The sequence below is a fragment of the Dyadobacter beijingensis DSM 21582 genome (assembly GCF_000382205.1).
Lineage (GTDB): Bacteria > Bacteroidota > Bacteroidia > Cytophagales > Spirosomataceae > Dyadobacter > Dyadobacter beijingensis.
In genome coordinates, this window is sequence record NZ_KB907790.1 from 164,416 (window position 1) to 185,616 (window position 21,201).

Annotated in this window: 18 protein-coding genes; 8 read left to right on the forward strand and 10 right to left on the reverse strand. The window is 51.5% G+C overall.

The genetic code is table 11. The features are described 5' to 3' along the window. The first annotated feature begins 95 nt into the window (after positions 1-95). The 3 genes from H144_RS0124285 (at position 96) to H144_RS0124295 (ending at position 3,013) form a co-directional block, all read left to right on the forward strand. Positions 96-1,115, forward strand: coding sequence for an alpha/beta hydrolase (locus tag H144_RS0124285; RefSeq protein WP_019944710.1), 1,020 nt, complete (start codon positions 96-98; stop codon positions 1,113-1,115). Between the two features lie 111 nt (positions 1,116-1,226). After that, the gene (locus H144_RS0124290; RefSeq protein ID WP_019944711.1) at positions 1,227-2,057 is read left to right on the forward strand and encodes an enoyl-ACP reductase FabI; all 831 of its coding nucleotides are present in this window, start codon (positions 1,227-1,229) and stop codon (positions 2,055-2,057) included. Positions 2,058-2,200: 143 nt separating this feature from the next. Beyond that, on the forward strand, positions 2,201-3,013 hold the full coding sequence (locus H144_RS0124295) for a hypothetical protein (RefSeq protein ID WP_019944712.1): 813 nt from the start codon (positions 2,201-2,203) through the stop codon (positions 3,011-3,013). An 11-nt stretch (positions 3,014-3,024) separates the two neighbouring features. Here H144_RS0124295 and H144_RS0124300 read toward each other — a convergent pair whose 3' ends face one another. Together H144_RS0124300 and H144_RS0124305 are read right to left on the reverse strand one after the other, a co-directional pair. Continuing rightward, positions 3,025-3,675, reverse strand: coding sequence for a Uma2 family endonuclease (locus tag H144_RS0124300; protein WP_019944713.1), 651 nt, complete (start codon positions 3,673-3,675; stop codon positions 3,025-3,027). A gap of 26 nt (positions 3,676-3,701) precedes the next feature. Beyond that, positions 3,702-5,243, reverse strand: a complete 1,542-nt coding sequence (locus tag H144_RS0124305) for a YifB family Mg chelatase-like AAA ATPase (protein WP_019944714.1) — start codon at positions 5,241-5,243, stop codon at positions 3,702-3,704. 135 nt (positions 5,244-5,378) lie between these two features. Here H144_RS0124305 and H144_RS0124310 point away from each other — a divergent pair, with 135 nt between their 5' ends. Next, complete coding sequence (locus tag H144_RS0124310) at positions 5,379-6,371, forward strand: N-acetylmuramoyl-L-alanine amidase family protein (protein WP_019944715.1); 993 nt, start codon at positions 5,379-5,381, stop codon at positions 6,369-6,371. Between the two features lie 10 nt (positions 6,372-6,381). On the opposite strand, the gene H144_RS0124315 is transcribed toward H144_RS0124310, so the two are convergent. Both H144_RS0124315 and H144_RS0124320 read right to left on the reverse strand, forming a co-directional pair. Next, a complete protein-coding gene (locus tag H144_RS0124315) occupies positions 6,382-7,230 on the reverse strand; it encodes a TIGR01459 family HAD-type hydrolase (protein ID WP_019944716.1) in 849 nt (282 codons plus the stop codon). Between the two features lie 41 nt (positions 7,231-7,271). Further along, positions 7,272-8,312: an aminoglycoside phosphotransferase/kinase family protein gene (locus H144_RS0124320; RefSeq protein WP_019944717.1), complete on the reverse strand. Its 1,041-nt coding sequence runs from the start codon at positions 8,310-8,312 to the stop codon at positions 7,272-7,274. 80 nt (positions 8,313-8,392) lie between these two features. Here H144_RS0124320 and H144_RS0124325 point away from each other — a divergent pair, with 80 nt between their 5' ends. Beyond that, complete coding sequence (locus tag H144_RS0124325) at positions 8,393-9,373, forward strand: 1-acyl-sn-glycerol-3-phosphate acyltransferase (RefSeq protein ID WP_019944718.1); 981 nt, start codon at positions 8,393-8,395, stop codon at positions 9,371-9,373. Between the two features lies 1 nt (position 9,374). On the opposite strand, the gene H144_RS0124330 is transcribed toward H144_RS0124325, so the two are convergent. Together H144_RS0124330 and H144_RS0124335 are read right to left on the reverse strand one after the other, a co-directional pair. Continuing rightward, positions 9,375-10,556 carry an ATP-binding protein gene (locus tag H144_RS0124330; protein ID WP_026350960.1) on the reverse strand — a complete coding sequence of 394 codons (1,182 nt, stop codon included), beginning with the start codon at positions 10,554-10,556 and terminating at the stop codon, positions 9,375-9,377. 81 nt (positions 10,557-10,637) lie between these two features. Continuing rightward, positions 10,638-11,696, reverse strand: a complete 1,059-nt coding sequence (locus H144_RS0124335) for a VOC family protein (RefSeq protein ID WP_019944720.1) — start codon at positions 11,694-11,696, stop codon at positions 10,638-10,640. A 281-nt stretch (positions 11,697-11,977) separates the two neighbouring features. Here H144_RS0124335 and aroB point away from each other — a divergent pair, with 281 nt between their 5' ends. After that, complete coding sequence (gene aroB / locus H144_RS0124345) at positions 11,978-13,012, forward strand: 3-dehydroquinate synthase (RefSeq protein ID WP_026350961.1); 1,035 nt, start codon at positions 11,978-11,980, stop codon at positions 13,010-13,012. Between the two features lie 90 nt (positions 13,013-13,102). Further along, on the forward strand, positions 13,103-13,678 hold the full coding sequence (locus H144_RS0124350) for a DUF4136 domain-containing protein (protein ID WP_019944723.1): 576 nt from the start codon (positions 13,103-13,105) through the stop codon (positions 13,676-13,678). Positions 13,679-13,744: 66 nt separating this feature from the next. Here H144_RS0124350 and H144_RS0124355 read toward each other — a convergent pair whose 3' ends face one another. The 4 genes from H144_RS0124355 to H144_RS0124370 all read right to left on the reverse strand — a co-directional run bounded on the left by H144_RS0124355 (position 13,745) and on the right by H144_RS0124370 (position 18,189). Beyond that, positions 13,745-14,629, reverse strand: a complete 885-nt coding sequence (locus H144_RS0124355; protein ID WP_019944724.1) for an NAD(P)-dependent oxidoreductase — start codon at positions 14,627-14,629, stop codon at positions 13,745-13,747. Positions 14,630-14,657: 28 nt separating this feature from the next. After that, entirely contained in the window at positions 14,658-16,271 is a 1,614-nt protein-coding gene (locus tag H144_RS0124360) for an acyl-CoA carboxylase subunit beta (protein WP_026350962.1), read from the reverse strand. 106 nt (positions 16,272-16,377) lie between these two features. Continuing rightward, positions 16,378-17,343, reverse strand: coding sequence for an MlaD family protein (locus tag H144_RS0124365; RefSeq protein ID WP_019944726.1), 966 nt, complete (start codon positions 17,341-17,343; stop codon positions 16,378-16,380). A gap of 48 nt (positions 17,344-17,391) precedes the next feature. Then, positions 17,392-18,189, reverse strand: a complete 798-nt coding sequence (locus H144_RS0124370) for an N-acetylmuramoyl-L-alanine amidase family protein (RefSeq protein WP_019944727.1) — start codon at positions 18,187-18,189, stop codon at positions 17,392-17,394. A 244-nt stretch (positions 18,190-18,433) separates the two neighbouring features. Here H144_RS0124370 and H144_RS0124375 point away from each other — a divergent pair, with 244 nt between their 5' ends. After that, positions 18,434-21,184, forward strand: a complete 2,751-nt coding sequence (locus H144_RS0124375) for a putative LPS assembly protein LptD (protein ID WP_229207983.1) — start codon at positions 18,434-18,436, stop codon at positions 21,182-21,184. The last annotated feature ends 17 nt before the right edge of the window (positions 21,185-21,201 follow it).

The window sequence follows — 21,201 nt, forward strand, 5'->3', positions numbered from 1 at the left end:
ATAACAGAATTTGCTGAATGGTTACATGATGCGTAAATTAACCCGATAAAACTAGCGACTTTCGCATTCTGTGAAACCTTCTTAACTCATAAAAAATGTTAAAATTCATCCTCTGGGTCGCCGCGATCCTCGTGATCCTTGGTGTCGTTTACCTATCCGGGCCCAAAGTGCCGGAAGCCAAGCTGACGCCCGTTTTACCTACCATTACCAGCGACCTGGCGCAGTTGGAAGCGGAAGTGAACCGGAAGGAAAAGGCCACGCCGCTGCTGAAACCCGATAATGAAGCGCGCATTGTATGGGCGAACGACAGCTTGAAGCAGAAAACGACATACAGCATCGTGTACATCCACGGTTTCGGTGCCAGCTGGGCCGAGGGCGATCCGGTCCATAAGGACCTCGCGAAGAGATACGGCGCGAATCTCTACCTCTCGCGTATGCACGATGCCGGTATCGCCGATACCAATGCATTCGACGACCTCACGCCTGCCAACTTCCTCGCGGGCGCAAAGCGGGCACTCGCGATCGGTAAGGTACTGGGCGACAGCGTGATCGTGATCGGTACGTCCGCCGGAGGTTTATTGTCCGTTTACCTGGCGGCGACACACCCGGAAATCAAGGGGCTGGTGCTATACTCGCCCTGTATGGCCATCGCGAACCCTGCCGTGAAGCTCATTACCGGGCCGTGGGGGCAGCAAATCCTCCATAAGGTGATGGGAACGCACAATATGGGCAAGGATTCCATTCCGGAGCAGGCGCAATTTTGGTTGCAGGGCTACCATACCAACGGGCTTACCACTTTGCAGCAGATGGTGAATGCCATTGCGCGGCCGGAAGTATACAAAGAGGTCAAAATGCCCGTGTTCGTAGGGTATTACTATAAAAACGAGGAGGAGCAGGATAAGGTCGTGTCCGTGAAAGCGATCCGCAAAATGTTCGAAGGGCTGGGTACGCCTCCCGGTTTGAAAGAGGAAAAGGCATTTCCCGAAAGCGGCGACCACGTGATCGCGTCGCGGTTGCGGTCGAAGGATGTAAAAGGCGTGTATGAAGCCACGGACCGGTTTTTTCAGGAAAAGCTGCATATGAAACCAGTAGAATCGCCTGTCGCTCAGCCTTGAACGGATATACAAACGGCATCTGAACCGTGTTTAATGTGGTTAAACCCGTTAAAAATGCTTTACTTTGCCGCTTTGAACGGACATCCGAATTAATCAACAATAAAAGGAAACATGGCTTACGGTTTATTAAAAGGAAAAAGAGGAATCATATCGGGGGCATTGGACGAAAACTCCATTGCCTGGAAAGTAGCGCTGAAAGCAAAGGAAGAAGGTGCCACGTTTGTACTGACCAACGCGCCTATCGCCATGCGTATGGGTGCCATCAACGACCTCGCGAAGCAATGCGACGCCGAGATCATCCCTGCCGATGCTACCTCCCTGGAAGATATCGAAAACCTTTTTACCAAATCGACCGAGATCCTTGGCGGCAAGATCGACTTCGTATTGCACTCGATCGGGATGTCGCTCAACGTGCGCAAAGGCAAATCCTACGGCGACCTGAACTACGAGTGGTTCCAGAAAGGCGTGGACATTTCGGCGCTTTCGCTGCACAAATTCCTGCAAGTGGCCGAGAAGCTCGACGCGATCAACGACTGGGGATCGGTTGTGGCATTATCCTACATTGCGGCCCAAAGGACCTACTCTTTTTACAATGATATGGCCGAAGCCAAGGCCATGCTCGAGAGCATCGCGCGCAGCTACGGCTACCGTTACGGAAAAGCCAAGAATGTGCGCGTGAACACGATCTCCCAGTCGCCTACCAAAACCAAGGCCGGCTCAGGTATCGAAGGTTTCGATGCATTCTATGATTTTGCTGAAAAAATGAGCCCGCTGGGCAATGCTTCGGCAGATGATTGCGCGAATTACGCTATTACCTTGTTCTCTGACCTTACCCGTTTCGTGACGATGCAGAACCTCTACCACGACGGCGGTTACTCATCGACGGGTATTTCTGAAGAACTCGTGACGATGATCCAGCAACAGGCACAGGCGCAGCAATAAGCATTCATATAATACCTAGGAAAACCCTTCAAGGCACGCGTTTTGAAGGGTTTTCTTTTTGTATTAAAATAAATGCGTATACACACCGTTTCGCGTTGTGTATAATTTGTGAACCAATTAGTTTAGCCAAATAAAATCGATTTATGAATCAGCAGACCCATCACCCCTTTTTCAGCAAACTCGGGGCGCAGGCCAGTCGCCTGTTGCTCGCAGCCATGTTCCTGACGATTATTTCCTGCGGCAGCGAAAAGGAAACCACCCAGGCCGTGCCCGACGCGCCGGTGTACACGCTCGTATTTCTGGACAAAACCCAGAGCGTGCATGTGGATAAGCGCTACGTCAACGACAAGTACCGCCAGGCGCTGACCGACATTATCGAGCAGAATATGAAAAACAAGGGGGATAAACTGGAAGTATATTTTATCCACGAAAACACCTCGAAAGCGCGGGCATTGTCGCTTACCGTCCGCAGCGAACGCGATAACCTCGAAGGCGCCAACGCCACCGACCGTGAAGGCATTGAAACGTCCTTCCAACTGGCATTGCAGAAAGAAAAGGGCATTTACCTGCGCCAGCTGCTCGCCAAGCTCAACCAGCAAAATACCGGCTCATCCAATCTCTCGACCGACATTTGGGCGAGCTTACCCGTGATCGCGAAGGCGGGTGAAAGCGGTTCGGAAGTGAAAGTGTATTATTTCAGCGATATGGTCGAAAGCGTAAAAGGCGCTGATCGCCGCGATTTCCATACCAATCCGCCGAAAAGCGACGCGGAAGCTGAAACGGACGCCAAAGAAGATACCAAAAAACTGGAACGTTATGCTATCGGAGCGCCGCAGGTAACAATTGTATCGCCATTTGAACCGACGGCTTCCAGCAAGGAAAACAATCCGCACGTGACGCATTACTGGGCAACACTTTTCCAGGAGCTGGGCGGGGTAAGTGTAGAGGAACTTTGAGTAGTTGAGTATTATAGATTTTGAATGGCTTTCAGATTCTCGGCGTCGTCGAAAATAGCGCGGATAGGGATCTGGAAGCCATCAATTACAAAGCTTTTGACGTCACAGGTTTGGGCTTTTAATATAAGCTCATATGTACCGTTGATCAGATGATATTGTTCAAGCGTTCGTTTTCGAGGATCGACAATCCAATATTCTTCGACTCCATGTGCTTGATAATCCCTGAATTTCACTCCGCGATCACGATGTTCCGTTGCTTCTGAAATAACTTCAATAGCGAGATCTGGTGCTGGAAATAGCGTTTGCTCGTCTGTAAACTCACAAGACTTTTCTTCACCGAAAAAACAAATGTCGGGTTCGTAATCGTTGCGGGTAAGCGCGACAATCGTTCTTCGGAATCCGACGAACGTCTTGGGCATATGCTTGATCGTGTAATATCCCAGTAGTGCCAGCAGACGTCCGGAAGCCCTGCCGGTCTGTAAGTCTACATGAGGTTGAATAATCACTTCGCCGTTGATAAACTCGATCTTGTCGTGGTCGTCGAAGTCGAAATAAAATTTATGCCGGCGGACCTTTTCTTCTTCAAGCGCGGCATTTACCTTATCCAACACCAGATATGCATCGGGCGTTGCAAGGATTTTCGAAACAAGTGATTCATTCATAGCGTATTAATGTTTAGTTTTTGCTTTCACCCAGCCCAGTTCTCCCGGTCCAGGCTGCGGTACTGAATCGCTTCGGCGAGGTGTTCTACTTTGATATCGTCGCTATCGGCGAGGTCGGCGATAGTGCGGGAAACTTTGAGGATGCGGTCGTAGGCGCGGGCGGAGAGCCCGAGGCGTTCCATGGCTTTGCGCAGGAGCATTTTGCCGGATTCTTCGATAATGCAGATTTGCTTCACCATTTCAGGCGTCATCATCGCATTGGAATACGTCTCTTTATGGTTTTTAAATCGCTCGGTCTGGCGCTGGCGGGCATTGATCACGCGCTCACGGATTTGCTCGCTGCTTTCGGATTTGCGGGTGGAGGAGATCTGGTCGAAGGACACAGGCGTTACTTCGACGTGTAGGTCGATGCGGTCGAGGAGCGGGCCGCTGATTTTGTTAAGGTATTTCTGAACGACGCCCGGGCCGCAAACGCAGTCTTTTTCCGGGTGATTATAATAGCCGCAAGGGCAGGGATTCATGCTGGCGATAAGCATGAAGTTGGCCGGATATTCCACCGCCATTTTCGCCCTCGAAATGCTCACCCGCCGTTCTTCCAGCGGCTGCCGCATGACTTCCAGCACGGACCTTTTAAATTCCGGCAGCTCGTCGAGAAAAAGCACGCCGTTGTGCGCCAGCGATATTTCCCCCGGCTGCGGATAGCTCCCGCCGCCTACCAGTGCGACGTCGCTGATGGAATGGTGCGGCGAGCGGAACGGCCGGCGCGAAACCAGCGTGGCCTGCTTGCCCAACCGGCCTGCTACCGAATGGATTTTAGTCGTTTCAAGCGCTTCCGGCAAGGTTAATGGCGGCAAAATGCTGGGAATGCGCTTGGCAAGCATCGTTTTTCCCGCTCCCGGCGGACCGATCATGATCGCGTTGTGGCCGCCTGCCGCCGTGATTTCCAACGCGCGTTTGATATTCTCCTGCCCTTGCACGTGCTCGAAATCAGCTTCGTATTCGTTTTGAGATGTGAAAAAAAGGTCGCGGGTGTCGACACGGAGCGGATCGATGTCCTGCGTGCCTTTGAAGAAGCCGATGGCGTCAGCGAGTGTTTCGACGGGGATCACATCGAGGTTGTTGACGATCGCGGCTTCATAAGCGTTCTCGGCCGGGAGCACAATGCCTTTGAAACCCTGCTTACGCGCCTCGATGGCAATGGGGAGTACGCCTTTGATGGGCCGGAGAATGCCATCAAGGGAGAGTTCGCCGAGGATGATGTAGTCTTCGGTGCTATTGGCGCAAACTAATTGGTCGGAGCATTGTAATGTGCAGATCGCGATGGGCAGGTCGTAGGCAGAGCCCTCTTTGCGGATGTCGGCGGGAGCGAGGTTTACAACGAGTTTTTGGCGGGGCATTTTGTAGCCGAAGTGTTTCAGCGAGGCTTCCACACGCTGCTGGCTCTCTTTGACGGCACTGTCGGCCAGGCCTACCAAATAGAATCCCAGTCCCTGGCCAACATTTACTTCGATGGTGATGACGGTGGCATCAACGCCGAACACGGCGCTTCCGTAGGTTTTGGCAAGCATAAGTGTGTGCTTTTGGTAAATAGAAAGATTTTTGGCAAAAATAAGAGGAAAAGGGATAATGCAGGTAAACCGTAGATAAGGCTTGCGTAACCGGCTGATCATTCCTAATTTATCAATCCAATACAATCCATCCGCATGAACCGCATTCTCCTGACCCTGTTAATTCTCGTTGGCATTACCTCCCTGACCTTCGCGCAATCGCGGCGAAAACCACTGAAAGGCAAGACCATCTGCATCGATCCCGGCCACGGCGGTACCGCAGCGACAGATAGCTACCGGGTAGGTCCCGGCGGCGAGCGGGAAGAATGGATTAACTTGCGGGTAGGGCTGTTGTTGCAGAAAATGCTGGAAAAGAAGGGCGCCAAGGTTGTGATGACGCGAATGGAGGACGTCCAGGTGCCGCTACCCGACCGCGCCAGGCTTGCCAAGGACCGCAAGGCCGACCTTTTTATTTCTATACACCACAATGCAACCGCCGACTCGGCAGTGAATTTCCCGATCATCTATTTCCACGGAAACCAATCGGAAAATGCAGCCAGCGTGGATTTTGGGAAAGAACTCGCGGCCAGGCTGCTCAAATACCTCCATAAACCCAACACGCCCGTCTCGCTGGTATCGGATTTTACCATATTTGCCGACGCCGGGGCGTCTGTTCTCCGAAATTCCTACGGCATACCCGGTGTGCTGGCGGAGGCTTCGTTTTTTACTAATCCATCCGAAGAGCAGCGGTTGAAACAACCGGAGCACAATCGGCAGGAAGCACTCGGATACACAGAGGCGATTATCGCATTCTTCGCCAAACCGCTCGCGCCGATCGTGGCCAGGAACTCAAAGATCCCGGCCATTCCCGCATTCAAGGTTTTTCAGGAAGCCGAGCGCATGACGCCCATCGCCAGGCGCTGGAAGCAGGATTTCGAAGAAGGAAAGGTTTTTATGACCAAAAAGGACACCGCATTGCTCCGCGAATCCTACGAACTCTTCACCCGCTCCGCCCGCTCATTCCCCGATTCGCCCGTGGCCGGCCAATGCCACCAAAACCGCGCGGTACTGCTCCGAAAACTGGGCAAAGCCGTCGAGGCCGGCCAGGAGGACCAGCGTTTCAGGGAATATTATGTGCCGGTAAAGTAATAGCTTTTGGTTATTCCACAACAGCCGACACGCAAATGTAAGTCGGGATAATGCCCGTCGCGCGTATACGCACCTCCGCGTCCTCGGCCTGCGTGTTGCCCGTGAGCACGAGCGCGGTGTCGAGGCCGAATTTGTTGCCGCCGAGAATGTCCGTTTGCAAGGTGTCCCCTACCATGAGAATCTGCTTTTTGCTCACATTAGGGTAGTTTTTAATGTGCTGGTAAGCAAAAATGAACATCTGCGGATCGGGTTTGCCGAAGCGGATAAACTGCCGCCCGATCGTGTCTTCGATCATCTTCGCCAATGCGCCGATCGCGAATGAGACGCGGCTGCGCGATGCCGGGTAGGTTTTGTCGGTGTTGGCGACGATCACCGGGATATTACGTTTACGCAGCAGGTTGAGCGTTTTGGTGAGGTCGGTGTTCCAGTCGAAACCTTCGTCGTCGAGGAACACCAATGCATTGATGTCGTTCACATTGGCCAGGTCCAGCTGGCGAATGGAAAGCGTGCGCAGGTCGGAAGTTTCAATGTAATGCGCCGAATTTTCCGTGCCGAGGTAGGCAACAACCCCCTGCCGCACTTTCAGGTCCAGGTACTCGCGTGCGAGCATGCCCGACGAAATGATCCGGTCCGGTGTGACATCGTTCACACCGAGGTTCACATAACTTTGGGCGAGCTGTTCGGGGCTGCGGGAAGCGTCATTGGTAACTACATAAAAGTCCTTTTCATGCTCGCGCAGGTAGGAGAATGTGTTTTCAATGCCGGGAATCAGCCCGTTGTAGGTTTTAAGCACGCCAAATGCGTCAAAGAAAATTACGTCGTACTTCGAAATGACGGATTTAAAGTTATCGAGGATCATACAGTCGGTGTCTTGGAGCGAAATGGGTGGATAGGGCCGCGTCAGATTTTCAGTGCGCGCAGTATTTTGTCGGCATCGAAGCCGTCGATCGACGGGAAATACAGGTCGTAAGCCTCCCGTTGCAGCTTGGTGCAGTACGAGCGGTGGAAAAAGTATTTACCGTATTTGATCACGTAATTCAATATAAAAAAGCGGTAAGCTTCCTTCATAAAGCGTACCTCGTTCTCGGTCAGCGGGTACACTTTATGGTATTCCTGTAAAAACATAATGAACCGTTCTTCCATCAGCGGCCCGATGAGGTAGCTGAACACCGTGCGGTCGCCGACATTGGAACACACCCGGCTGAAGAAATAGAAGTCCATCACGCGCGACGATACCCGGAACCAGTCGTAATCCCAGCGGGAAAACAGCTTCAAATCGTCGGTAACCGAGAAATTTCCGATGTTCCAGTCCACAAAAACGGGCATCAGGTCGAACGAACTGACATTGAGCCGCTGGATATTTTTCATGAAAATATCGCATTGCTTTTGCAGGATGTTAATATACCCGCGATGCTCGTATTTGCCCGTGTCCGTTTCCAGGATTTCCAGCAAATGATGAATGTCCGTCCGGAGGTTTTTGGACGATTTCGGGATCGATCGGCTGGCCCGGAAGCATGCCTGGTGAAATTTGGCTGTTTCGGTGCCAAGCTTGCGGATATGCTCTTCGTCCAGGCGCCGCGGCAGGCGGTTCATGGCGCGGATCGGGTTGTAAAAAACCACCCAGGTATCGACAAAATCCTCCTGATAGCGGTAGGTATATACCTGGTTATTCTTCACCAGCGACTTTGCCAGTACGTTTTCGAATGGGTACAGCAGGTTATTGGAAAGGGCCTGGATGATCCGGTGGTCTTCCTTGAAATGTTCGTATTTTCCAAAATAGGAAAGTTTCGCCACCACCTTATCGTCGTTGTCGAGCGTGACGCGGAACACGTGGTTGGTCGAAACCTTGGCACTGATATCTTCTACAAATTTGACCCCGATTGAATTATCGAACCCTGCCCAGGCTTTCCGGATAATTTGGGGATAGTCTTTTAAACGCATTCCTGATCTCGCATTAGGCTTTACAGGGCGTCAATAACCAAATATTCACCTAATTTTGCAAAAAACTTATTTCAGAAGCTTTGTTTTACTATTTCTCGCGTTTCCTGGTCCGTCTGGCATTGCCCATATATCTGCGGAAGCTTTGCGTAGCCAATTTCGATCAATTACCCAAAGGAGCGCCCCTGCTCCTCGCATCCAACCACCCCGATTCGTTTTTCGACGCCGTGGTGATCGGTTCCGTCCTGGAACAGCCCATTCACACGCTCACGCGGGGCGATGTTTTCCGCAAAAAAGCGGCCGCATTCTGGCTGCGGCAGATCAATCTGATCCCGGTTTTCCGCGGTTCGGAAGGAAGGCAATATGTTAAAAACCATGATGTTACGGCACAGGAAAGTCACGATGCATTGAAAAAGGGCGATGCGGTAGTCGTGTTTTCTGAAGGGATTTGTGTCAATGAATGGCGCCTGCGCCCGCTGGGCAAAGGTACCGCCCGGATGGCGTACAAAATCTGGTACGGCGAAGATGCCCTGCAAAGCATGAAAGTCATTCCGACCGGCCTGAACTACGAAAATTTTCGCGGCCCGGGCAAGCGCGTATCATTGAATTTCGGCGAAGCCATCGCCGCGGAAGACATTCAAACCAGCCCGCAGGAATACGAAAAATGGCTCCGGGAATTCAACGAAATCCTCGACCGCAAAATGAACGCCGAAATCCTCACCATTCCCGCGGATGCGCCCAAAGCCGAGCAGCAACGTCAACTAAATGCGTTCTTCGATAAATGCGCGGCACCGAAAGCGAAAAGCAGTCCATTACTGGGTGCAATAGGCTGGGCCGGCCGCATGATCCACCTGCCGCTGTATTCCTTCTTCGAGAAAAAAGCCGCGAAACTGACCGCAAGATCGGTTTTCTATGATTCTGTTTTGTTTGGGATGCTGCTGTACCTGTATCCGGTGATTGTTGGATTGCTAGCGATCATTGTGGCCGCATTTGCGGGCTGGCAGGTTGGGCTGGGGCTGTTTGTAGCGCTGCCGTTACTGGCCTGGGTGGGAAGCAAGTACTAAGTTATTCCGCAATTAGTTTAAGTGTTCTCAAATGCCCGATCAGCTCGTGGATGTTGCAATGCACCCATTGCGGACGTACGGCAACATTGCCGCCGTTTGGCGTCACTACATAATTGTTTTTTGTTTTCAAATCCGCAACCGACTCGGTTGAGCCTCTTTTCAGCGCTGGTGCCAGCGATAGTTTTATTTCAATAGAAACTACCGGCGTAATGCCGTCTACCAGCACCAGATCCATTTCAGCTCCATTGGAAGTCCGATAGAAATACGGCCGGATCGCCGGATCGAGCAATGGAATGACTTGTTCGATTACGTAACCTTCCCAGGATGCACCTGCGATAGGATGTGTTATCAGATCTTCATAATGGCGAATGTTACTGAGGAAATGCAGATTCCCCGAATCGCGAATGTAGATTTTTGGGCTTTTGACGATCCTTTTGCTTACGTTAACAAACCACGGTTCCAGCCTCCTTATCAAATAGGCTTGTTCGAGAATTTCAACATATCGCTTTACGGTAGCGTTAGCCATTCCCAGCGAATTACTTAATGTCGAGTAGTTAAGTAACGAGCCGTGGAGATGCGATATCATTCGCAGAAAGTTATTGAGCAAGGGGATAGTGGTTGAAATCCCCATGGCAGACAAATCCTGTTCCACGTAAGTTTTAATAAAATTCTGCTGCCATTGGTACCAGTATCCACTATCGGGCGCGAGCAGCGCATCCGGGAAACCTCCACGGTGCCAATGCGTCGGCTGAGGGATAAATGCGGATTCCGCTTCTGATTTTAAAATGGGGGAAAGCTCGTGATAAGCAATCCTGCCGGCCAGTGACTCGGAACTTTTTTGTAAGAAATCCGGCGATGCTGAGCCCAGTAATATGAACCGCCCGGCCTCCCGCTTGCGGTCGATCAATGCGCGTAGTTGGGGGAATAATGGCAGATAACGCTGTACTTCATCTATTACAATCGTTTTATCGATACTATTTTCGAGAACCCAGGTGGCGTTTTGGGAAAGCGTCTCGAAATCTTCGACGAGTTCCAAATCATAATAGATAGCAGGTTTGCTTAGTCCATCAATCAGCTTCCTCGCCAAAGTTGTTTTTCCAACCTGACGCGGGCCGAGGATACCGACTGCGGGAAAGAAGTTTAGCGATCTTAGAACGCTTTGCTCAATGACTCGATTTATCATTAACCATGTAAATTTGAACTTGACTTGCAAATTTACATGGTTAATTTCGAATAACTGTATTTAACAAAGATAAAATTAGTACTATTTGTCTTTCACCTTCCCCAGTCCCATTGCCTTTAACATCCAGTTCGGCAAGGGCTTTCTCAGCCCGCGTTTTTGCAAATCCATAAACCAGCCAAGCTTTTTCAGAATAGGTACCTTATGTGTCTCCACGAGCTCGATCAAGGTTCCGTCCGGATCTTCGAGGTAGGCGAAGCGGCCGGCGGCGTTTTCCATGCCGAAGGAGCTTTCGCTGTCGATCGTGAAGGGGTAGCCCTGGGCCTGGAGTTTTGTTTTCAATGTGTCCATATCCAGCGTGTCGAAGCACAGGTGAATGTAGCCACAATCGCCCCAGTAGCGGTTTTCGAAGATCTTTTTCGGGGTGCGGTCAAGGGCCTGGACGAGTTCGATCTGCACGTCGCCGAGTAGGCGGCTGAATGCGCCGTCGGGCGTGAATTTCTTGCGGAGCAGCGCCCGGCGGAAGCGCTGGCCGGGGATCGACGTCGGCAGGTCTTCGAAAACGCCGGTTTTATCGTATACCAGTTCCAGCGGTTGCAGCAGGTTCTGGTAAAAAACAATCGATTTATCCACATCAGATACGCCTACTACTACACCCGCTACACCGCCGACATGCTTGCCTTTGGTCTGGAACCAGGTAGCGTCGCTGGTGATCTGGAAAGTATTGCCGTAAGGGTCCGTGCCCCAGAATCCTTCGCCCTCGGGGAGTTTCACAAGCGGACCGGTGGCTTCTCTGGAATGACTTTTCACCCATTCGTGTGCCTTTTTTACGTCGGGTGCTTTAAAACGGATCGCGTTAATGCCCAGGTCGCCGATTTCCACTTTGAAATTCGCAGGTTGTGACACGCGGCTCGTGAACGACCAGATTTCCAACCCGCCGCCGCCGGCCATATTGATTGCCAGTGCCGCCTGCCGCGAATGCACTTTGCCGCCCGTGTAAGGCGTCATCAGCGGCGCGTCCGCTTTTTCGTCGAATACGGGCACATCGAAACCCAGCACCTGCCGGTACCATTTCCAGGTTTCGGGGACATTCTGACAACCAATTCCTACCTGTTGAATTCCAGAGATCAGCGGAGCACTCATTTTGTTGAGATTGTATGAGGATAACGGTGGATAATCTTTAATGAAGCGGCAATTTTACGAAATAAAAAGCAAACGAGCCGTGGCACAGGCATTTGAACTGAGATTGCTACCTGTGGAAAAATTTCTCGGGATACAAAAAGTAAATGTTTATTTGATAAGCATAATAATTGCTATCTTTAAAATGGTTTTCCAAAATTTTATTTTAAAAAGCTGGAAATCAACGCATCCATTTGGTTGCACTCATCGTATGTGTGATGAGCCCGTCTCAATGATAGTTTAGAATGAACCAGTCAGTAGTAATTGCACCGATAGGCGAGAGTCTACCGGATTTTTTGAGTTCAAAACAGTATTCAAAAATTGTAGTAATAGCCGATAACAACACCAAAAGGCATTGTTATCCCTTTTTGAAGGCGGTTTTGCCGAAACATAGTGTAGTGACCGTTCCGGGCGGCGAGGCGCACAAGACATTGGCGACTTGCGAGAAGATCTGGGAGGCCATGACGAAAGAGGAACTCGACCGGCATGCATTGGTCATCAATGTGGGCGGCGGGGTGATCGGCGACATGGGTGGCTTTTGCGCCGCGGTGTATAAACGTGGAATAGATTTTATCCAGGTTCCGACGACCCTGCTGTCGCAGGTGGATGCGAGCGTGGGAGGAAAGTTGGGGATTGATTTTCAGGGTTTCAAAAACCATTTGGGCGTTTTCAACATCCCGAAAAGCGTGCTCATCGACCCGGTGTTTCTTAAAACATTGCCCGAGCGTGAAATACGGTCCGGGTTTGCCGAGATAATCAAGCATTGCCTGATCGCCGACGCGACGAAATGGGAGGAGATCAGAGGGAAGGATTTCGAAGAACAAAAATGGCCCGACCTGATTGCGCATTCGGTGAAGATCAAGCAGCAGGTGGTGGACCAGGACCCGACGGAGAAAGGCTTGCGGAAGATCCTGAATTTCGGACATACGCTCGGCCACGCGGTGGAGACCTGCTTTTTGAACAAGTCTCCCAAAGAGCGGCTTTTCCACGGGGAAGCCATCGCGGTGGGGATGATCATGGAAGCGTACCTGTCGTTCGAGCGTAAGATGATCGACCAGCAGACGCTGACGGATATCGAGGAATTCCTGTTCGCGACGTACGGTAAAGTGAAGATCAAGCCGGAGGACATTGAAGAAATTATCGCCCTGACGCGTCAGGACAAGAAGAATAGAGGAAAGGAAATCAGGTTTTCATTGCTGAAAGGGGCCGGGCAATGTGCCTTTGATATCGTAGTAACGGCAGCTGAAATGCGGAAATCAATAGCTTATTATTTGGGGTAGATTTAGAGGATCGGCATAAGCTATTGGCAGTGTAAGGGAGTATCGAAATACATTCTTGATATATTTTAATTCACAACCTGACAAATTTAAATGCTTATGCTGAGGTCTATTACTATTTATGCCGCTTTACTGCTCGTAGTCGTGATTGCAGGGTGTTCCAGTGGCCGGAAAGTGTTTGTGGAGCATGATTACAGCTACGAGACCAATTTTAAAGATTACTCTTCTTATACGTTTCTGGAATGTGAGAGGGATACCAACAATCTTTGCACCGAAATTTACGAGGCGATCCGTCGCCAGATGCAGGTAAGAGGCTACAAGCTCACTGCCGAAAAACCCACACTGCTGGTCAACTACGGGATTTTCTATGATAACCTGCGTTATCAGGGCTATATGCAGCCGGTGATCAAGAACTGGGTGGATACGGAGAACGAAGGCTTCCGGTACGAGCCGATCAAATACGCGCTCGACAAAGGCACGCTGATCGTTTCGCTCATCGATGCCGAGAGTGATCAGGTTGTTTGGAGAGGATATGCTTCGGGGATATTTAAAGGAACTGAAAGTTCCAATAACCATTACCGGAGCGTTGTAAGGCGTATTTTTGACCAGTATCCGCTGTTCGCGAAGGGGTATGACCCACGGCGTTACAGCGAGCAGGTTGGACGATAAGTAATTTTATGTGAAAAGCCTGGTTCACGTGCTCTGTCAGGGACACGCGAACCAGGCTTTTTTATGTTACAGGGCCAGGCCGGCATCGTCGGAAGCGCCTAGTGCCAATGCTCCCCAGTCGAGGTTCTCACGGCCTTTGGCGAGGCCGGAAATAAAGCGGTTTTTGATAATGTCTGCAAATGGCATGGGCGCATTCACATTCGAGGCGGTTTGGAGTGTGAGGTTAATGTCCTTCAAGCCCAGCGGGAAGCGGAATGCAACCGGTTCGTACGCGTGCTGCGCGACGATTTTTCCGTAATTCTGGAAAATAGGGGCCGCAAACAGCGTCGAAGTGAGCATTTCGTAAATGCTTTGTCTTGAAATACCATTCTTTTCGGCCATAGTGAATGCTTCGCCCATCATTTCGAGGCTGCACGCGATCATGAAATTGCCGGCGAGCTTGATCACATTCGCCGCGCCCGGGTCGTCTCCGAAATCAAAAACGCCTTTCACGAAACTCTGTACAATAGGCTTAATGCGCTCTTTGGCGGCTGCATTGCCCGAAAGGCAGATGTTACCCACTTTTGCGCGCACCGCTTCCGGCCGGGCGAATATGGGCGCGGCCACGTAATGCGCGCCATACCACTCGTGCACCTGCGCAAGCTGGCGCGAGGTTTCCGGTGAAATGGTGCTCATCGAAATGTGCACGCCGTCCTTGCCCAGCGTTTCCACCAGTTCCATTGAAAATAGTTCTTCTACGGCATTATCGTCGGCCAGGACGGAGAATACCAGCCCGCCAGGGGTAATGGCATCGATGGCGTCCTCTACCACCGTGGCGCCAAGTTTGATCAATGGTTCTGCTTTGGCGGTTGTTCTGTTCCAGACAACCAGTTCGTAACCCGCTTCGAGCAGGCTTTCAGCGATAGGAGTACCGAGGTTCCCGAGTCCGAGGAACGCTATTTTTTCAGACATAATTGACAGGTTTAGATAGTATTCAAAATTAAACTTGGATTACACCCACATTGAATGGCTTCTCGATGGGTGCCTGATTGGCGGCTTCGATGCCGGCGGAAATGATGCGCCGCGTTTCCACGGGATCGATAATGCCGTCTACCCAAAGACGCGCGGCAGCGTAGTAGGGCGACAGTTCTTCGTTATAACGGTCGGTAATCTGTTTCAAAAGCTCCTTTTCCGCTTCCGGCGTGATGGTTTCGCCTTTGGCTTTCAGCGTGGCCGTTTGCACTTGCAACAATGTGCGCGCAGCCGTAGCACCGCTCATCACGGCCATTTGGGCTGTCGGCCAGGCGAATATCAGCCGCGGATCGTAAGCTTTGCCGCACATGGCGTAATTCCCGGCGCCGTAGGAGTTGCCGATAATAAATGTAAACTTCGGTACCACCGAATTAGCGACGGCATTCACCATTTTGGCGCCGTCCTTGATAATGCCGCCCTGCTCCGCGCGGCTGCCGACCATAAAGCCGGTGACGTCATGGAAAAACACGAGCGGGATTTTCTTCTGATTACAGTTCATAATGAAGCGCGCAGCCTTGTCGGCGGCTTCGGCGTAGATGACCCCGCCCATTTGCATTTCCCCTTTGCCCGATTTCACCATTTTGCGCTGGTTGGCCACGATGCCTACCGCCCAGCCGTCCACGCGTGCGTAGGCGCATATGAGGGTTTTGCCGTAATCGGGCTTGTATTCATCGAGCTCCGAGCCGTCCACCATGCATTCGAGGATGGGCAGCACGTCATAGGGTTTCAGGCGGTCGGTGGGGAGCAGTTGATAGATTTCCCCGGGCTCGCGTGCGGGATTTTGGGATGGCCTGCGATCGTAGCCGGCGGATAAGGGCCTGCCTATTTTATCAATGTGCCGCTTAATGGCGTCGAGGCAGGATTTATCGTCGGGGAACTTGTTGTCCGTCACGCCGGATATTTCGCAATGCATGGTAGCGCCGCCGAGCGATTCCGCGTCGATATCTTCTCCGATGGATGATTTTACCAAATACGGCCCCGCCAGGAAAACGGAGCCTGTGCCTTCGACAATGAATGCCTCGTCGGACATAATGGGCAAATACGCCCCGCCCGCCACACAGGCACCCATAATGGCCGAAATCTGTACGATGCCCATTGCCGACATCTGCGCATTATTCCTGAAAATGCGGCCGAAATGCTCCTTGTCCGCGAATACCTCCGCCTGCATGGGCAGGTACACGCCCGCGCTGTCGACGAGGTAGATCACCGGCAGCCGGTTTTCCATCGCGATCTCCTGCGCGCGCAGGTTTTTTTTGGCCGCGATCGGGAACCAGGCACCGGCTTTCACGGTAGCGTCGTTGGCGACGATCATGCATTGTTTTCCCGAAACATAGCCAATGCCCACCACCACGCCGCCGGACGGGCAGCCGCCGTCTTCTTCATACATGCCTTCCCCCACAAATGCGCCGATTTCGAGGAAATGAGAACCATCGTCGGTCAGGTAACCGATCCGTTCGCGGGCCGTGAGCTTGCCTTTCTGGTGTTGCGCGTCGATTTTTTTGGATCCCCCGCCGAGCTTTACCTGCTCGTATTTCCGGTTCAGGATTTCGATAAGGTGCGGGAGGCTTTCCTGGCTGGTCATGATGATGAAGAATGGTGTGAATAATGCAAATGGGCTTATTTCAAATGTAAAAAGTCGTTTACCGGTAAGCAAACGACTTTCACATTTATTTGAAAAATGACGGGTTCTATCTGACGGTCGTAGCCGTGTCGAGCGGCGATTCGGCAGGTCCTTTGTCTTTTTTACCAAAAACCGACACATTGATGTAGCGCTTCGGATGCTCGCGGAAATTGGTGAGCAGCTTGTTCATGCTGATCATCGTGCGGTTGAGGTTGTTATACAATGTCTCGTCCTTCACGAGCTTGCCCGCCGTGCCCTTGCCTGCTTCCACGCTGGCGAGCAATGTGTGCAGCTCTTCAATGGTCTTTCTGGCACTGGTAACGGTTTCCCCAAGCCGCAGTGCATTCAGCGAATCGGCCAGGGTGCCGGTTTTGGCCAGCAGTGGTTTCAGCTCTTTCTCGGTTTCCAGGAGTGAAGTAGTGAGTTTATTCAGGTTTGATGTCATGGTGAGCAGGTTCGAGCGGTTTTCAGCCAGTAAACCCTGCAGGCTGGTGCCGGTCTGGTTATAGTTCCTCAAAACCTGGTTCAGGATCAAACCGGTTTCCTGGAAACCGCCTACCACGAGGTCGAGGTTTTTGATGAGTGAATCGGCATGGGAAACAAGCGGCAATGCTTTTTCCTGCAAAACAGCCGAAATACCTGACTCTTTGCGCGCTACGAGCGTATCGCCGTCCTTCATCGCCGCGCCGGTGCCCATCGCAAGGTGGATTACCTTGCCGCCGAGCAGCCCGCCGTCGGCCAGTATAGCACCTGTTCCCTGCGGCACCGAAATGCCCTTTTGTACATCCACCGTTACCAGCAGCTGGTTGCCGCGGTTTTGGAGCAGCTTGATCTCCTGCACACGGCCGACATTCAAACCATTCAATAACACGGGATTGGAGACGGTCAGGCCATCGATATTGTCGTAAACGATGTGGTATTTGTAAGTTCTGGAAAAAACGTCGGAGCCTTTGAGGATATGGAAGCCGAAATACAGCATGACAATGGCGAAGAGCGCCATGATTCCGACTTTTGCTTCTCTTGATATTTTCATGGACTATTAGTTTGTTTTGACAAATTAAGGCAATATGTCACTGGTTCACTACCGGTCCATATCTTTTTTATATGCCATAAATGCCGCGTGAATGCATTTGGCTACCTCTTCCTGTCCGGCGTCGGAGCTCAGGTATTCTTCTTCGTCGGGTGAGGAAAGGAAACCTGTTTCGATCAATACGCTGGGCATGGCGCAGCGCCATAGCACGAGGAACCCGGCTTGTTTGACGCCGCGGCTGTCGCGCTCGGAAATCGACTGGAATTTCTTTTCGATCAGATCGGCGAGTTTTACGCTGCTGGAAATGAACGCGCTTTGATAGTTAGCGAGCATAATGTGCGCCAGCGGAGACTCCGGGTCGAAACCCTTGTATTTCTGCTTGTAATTGGTTTCCTGCAAGATTACGGAGTTCTCCCGTTTCGCGACTTCCAGGTTACCCTCGGTTTTGTGCAAACCCATTACGAAGGTTTCGGTACCTCGCACCGTACGGGAGCGCGGCGTGGCGTTGCAGTGGATCGAGATGAACAGGTCGGCATTGTTGCGGTTGGCGAATGCGGAGCGTTCGCCGAGTTCGATGAATACGTCCGTGGACCGCGTGAAAAGCACTTTCACATCCGGCGTTTCCGCTTTGATCTTCTTGCCGAGCTCCAATGCGACGGCCAGTGCTACGTCTTTTTCCTTGGTGTATTTGCCCCTGGTGCCGGGGTCTTTGCCGCCGTGGCCGGCGTCGATGACTACTGTATTTACCCTGCTGCCCGATTTCTCAGTAACCGGTTCTTGCTGAAAAACAAAGGCAACGCTCGCCAGCAGAAAACATGCTACAATTACTAATTTAAGAAGTTTTAACATTATTTTTTGGTTGGGGCCTTACGCGAAAGAGCTTTCTGTGCTTAATTTTGAAATTCGATATGCAAAAATACGCTAATTGTTAGAACTGAAAAGAAAGGCGATTATTATATCGTCGGTAGTTGTGGCGTTTCTCCTGTTCAGCACTGTGGCATGTGTGCAGCAACGCTCCAAGGGTTCCGGGAAAAATCAGGGTAAGCTAAAAAGTTCGACTTCTGCAAAGCAATCAGCGGATTCCCTTCTTACAGTGCAAAAGCAAGCAGGTACGGATACTTCCCGTGCCGGCCAACCTGCTACGTCCGTTCCGAGAGGTAGCGTAAACGCAGATAGTACGCTCGCTAACAATGGTTTACCAGCCGATTCCACAGTTGCCGATACGCTGAAAAACCCCGATGACCTCGAAAATACGGTCGAATACCATTCTGAGGATTCTACGATTATGGACGCTGTTTTGAAGCAGGTTCATTTGTACGGCAATGCGGAAGTCAACTACGGGACCATTAACCTCAAAGCCAATTACATCCGCCTGAACTGGATCACCAACGAGGTGTACGCCGTCGGGACTTATGATTCAACGGCAAAGAAAATGGCCGGCGAGCCGATCTTCCAGGATGGTCCGGAGACGTACAATACCAAGGAAATCCGCTATAATTTCAAATCTAAAAAGGCGCTTATTCAGGGTATTGTTACCCAGGAGGGCGATGGTAATATCCGTGGGGAAAAGGTGAAGAAGGACACGGAGGGCAATTTTTACATACGGCATTCCATTTATACCACCTGTAACCTTACCCACCCGCATTACTTCATCAATGCGCCGAAAATCAAGATGGTGAACAAGAAGCAGGTGATTTCGGGGCCGTTCAACCTCGTTATCAGCGATGTACCGCTGCCCATTGCATTGCCATTCGGGTTTTTCCCTTTTCCCAAAAAGAAGGAAAACGGTACGAGCGGCGTCATCTTCCCGACCTACGGGGAAGAGCCTAACGGCCGCGGGTTTTACCTGCGCGACGGGGGTTACTATTTTGCGATCAGCGAGTACATTAATGCGGAGGTAACCGGGCAGATTTATTCCAATGGCAGCTGGGGGTTGCGGCTCCAATCGACCTATATCGAGCGTTACAAGTATTCGGGTAATTTTTCTCTCGCATTCAATAAAAACAAATCCAGCGACGAGCTTCAGAGGCTGCTGGGAACCGGCGGTACCAACGATTTCAGCGTCGTATGGTCGCACGCGCCCAAGGCGAGGGGGAATTCTACGTTTTCGGCGAACGTGAACGTGAGCAGCAATACCTATAACCAGCAGCAGTCGTTCGATGTGAACCGATATACGTCCAACGTGGCCAGTTCCTCGGTACAATACAACCGCACATTCGGGCAATACATGCGCGGCGCGGCGTCCCTGCGCGTGAACCAGAACTTCGGGCAGATCAACCCGACGACGCAGCGACGCGAGGGCGGCAAGACGAACGTTTCGTCCGATTTCAGCTTCGGTGTGAACCAGATCGCGCCTTTCGCATTGAAAGGCGGCAGCGGTCGCTGGTACGAAAGCTTCCGTCTCGGCCTCGATTTCAGCGGAAATTACGCATTGACGAACTCCCTTACGGCCGTCGATACTTCTTACAGCCGCCTGGGCTTTGTCGTGAGCGATGCGAAGATCGATACGAGTCGCCTGAACAAAACGAAGGTGGTTTCATTTAACCTGAACAACCTTCCCGACATGTTGAAGGACGCGCAGTTTACCGGCCGTTACAGCCTGCCGATTTCACTGCCGAACTTCAAGGTGCTGCGTTTTGTGAACATTACCCCAAGCATGTCGCTGTCCGGCGAGGTATTTACAAAACAATACCGCTACACGAAAACAGGCCGTGATTCGATCCGTATCGATACTTTGAAAAAGGTTGGGACTGAGTATTCCTACAACTTCGGGGCGGGTATGAACACGCGTTTTTACGGGACATTCTTCTTCGGCGGCAAGCGGCTGGAAGCCATCCGGCACACGGTAATTCCTTCGGTATCATTCACTTATACGCCAGATTTTACCGGCGACGCTTTCGGGTTCTACGAGCGCATCCAGGTAACCGACCGGAAGGGCGAGGTGCGCGAACTGTCGCTTTCGAAATTCCGCGGGGTCGGGTCGGGTGTGGCGAACGGGCGGGCGTCGAGTGTGATCTCTTTCAGTTTGAATAACTCGTTCGAAATGAAGCTGAAAAGCAAGAGCGACACGGCGGCGCAGCAGTTCGAAAAAGTGTCGCTGCTGGATAACCTGAGCTTGGGCGGAAGCTACAACCTGCTGGCCGACTCCCTGAATTTATCCAATATCACCATTAATGCGAATGCGCGGATCGGGCGTAACCTGAACCTGAACTTCAACATGAACCTGGACCCGTACACGTACGTGGCAAACCCGAATATTACTGGTAATCAGATTGGTACAAAAATTAATAAGTACGCCATTACTTCGGGGCAAGGATTGGCCAACCTCCAAAACCTTGGTTTTACATTAGGAACCAGCTTCTCCCCGAAAAGCACTTCTAACAATAATACCAATACCAACAATAACCAGACCAACCCGAACGACCCGAATGCACAGGCCAAGAAAGAGGCAATGGAGTATGTCCGGCAGAACCCCGATTTGTACGTCGATTTCAATATCCCCTGGAATATCTCCCTGAACTACAACTTCGGGTTGACGAAAACCGGTCTTTCCAGAGCCACCATTATCCAGGCGGTACAGGCTACGGGTGATTTAAGTCTGTCCAAAAACCTCAAAGTGACCCTCAGCACCGGGTTCGACTTCGTAGCATTTCAGCCGACGATCACGCAGATCGGTCTCGCGCGCGACCTGCATTGCTGGGATATGAGTTTCAACTGGACGCCGTTTGCGGGCAGCGCCGCCCGGGCGAGCAACTACAACTTTACGTTGAAAGTGAAGTCGGCCATCCTGCAAGATCTGAAAGTGACCCGCCGCCGGTCATTCTACGACAGATCGGCCTATTAATCAGTTAGTAACCAAAC

What these genes read in the sequence shown, in the direction of transcription:
- H144_RS0124330 (WP_026350960.1), bottom strand. Translation starts at nt 10,556, where the DNA reads ATGATAAATCGAGTCATTGAGCAAAGCGTTCTAAGATCGCTAAACTTC.
- H144_RS0124295 (WP_019944712.1), top strand. Translation starts at nt 2,201, where the DNA reads ATGAATCAGCAGACCCATCACCCCTTTTTCAGCAAACTCGGGGCGCAG.
- H144_RS0124360 (WP_026350962.1), bottom strand. Translation starts at nt 16,271, where the DNA reads ATGACCAGCCAGGAAAGCCTCCCGCACCTTATCGAAATCCTGAACCGG.
- H144_RS0124315 (WP_019944716.1), bottom strand. Translation starts at nt 7,230, where the DNA reads ATGATCCTCGATAACTTTAAATCCGTCATTTCGAAGTACGACGTAATT.
- H144_RS0124305 (WP_019944714.1), bottom strand. Translation starts at nt 5,243, where the DNA reads ATGCTTGCCAAAACCTACGGAAGCGCCGTGTTCGGCGTTGATGCCACC.
- H144_RS0124300 (WP_019944713.1), bottom strand. Translation starts at nt 3,675, where the DNA reads ATGAATGAATCACTTGTTTCGAAAATCCTTGCAACGCCCGATGCATAT.
- aroB (WP_026350961.1), top strand. Translation starts at nt 11,978, where the DNA reads ATGAACCAGTCAGTAGTAATTGCACCGATAGGCGAGAGTCTACCGGAT.
- H144_RS0124355 (WP_019944724.1), bottom strand. Translation starts at nt 14,629, where the DNA reads ATGTCTGAAAAAATAGCGTTCCTCGGACTCGGGAACCTCGGTACTCCT.
- H144_RS0124350 (WP_019944723.1), top strand. Translation starts at nt 13,103, where the DNA reads ATGCTTATGCTGAGGTCTATTACTATTTATGCCGCTTTACTGCTCGTA.
- H144_RS0124310 (WP_019944715.1), top strand. Translation starts at nt 5,379, where the DNA reads ATGAACCGCATTCTCCTGACCCTGTTAATTCTCGTTGGCATTACCTCC.
- H144_RS0124320 (WP_019944717.1), bottom strand. Translation starts at nt 8,312, where the DNA reads ATGCGTTTAAAAGACTATCCCCAAATTATCCGGAAAGCCTGGGCAGGG.
- H144_RS0124285 (WP_019944710.1), top strand. Translation starts at nt 96, where the DNA reads ATGTTAAAATTCATCCTCTGGGTCGCCGCGATCCTCGTGATCCTTGGT.
- H144_RS0124365 (WP_019944726.1), bottom strand. Translation starts at nt 17,343, where the DNA reads ATGAAAATATCAAGAGAAGCAAAAGTCGGAATCATGGCGCTCTTCGCC.
- H144_RS0124370 (WP_019944727.1), bottom strand. Translation starts at nt 18,189, where the DNA reads ATGTTAAAACTTCTTAAATTAGTAATTGTAGCATGTTTTCTGCTGGCG.
- H144_RS0124290 (WP_019944711.1), top strand. Translation starts at nt 1,227, where the DNA reads ATGGCTTACGGTTTATTAAAAGGAAAAAGAGGAATCATATCGGGGGCA.
- H144_RS0124335 (WP_019944720.1), bottom strand. Translation starts at nt 11,696, where the DNA reads ATGAGTGCTCCGCTGATCTCTGGAATTCAACAGGTAGGAATTGGTTGT.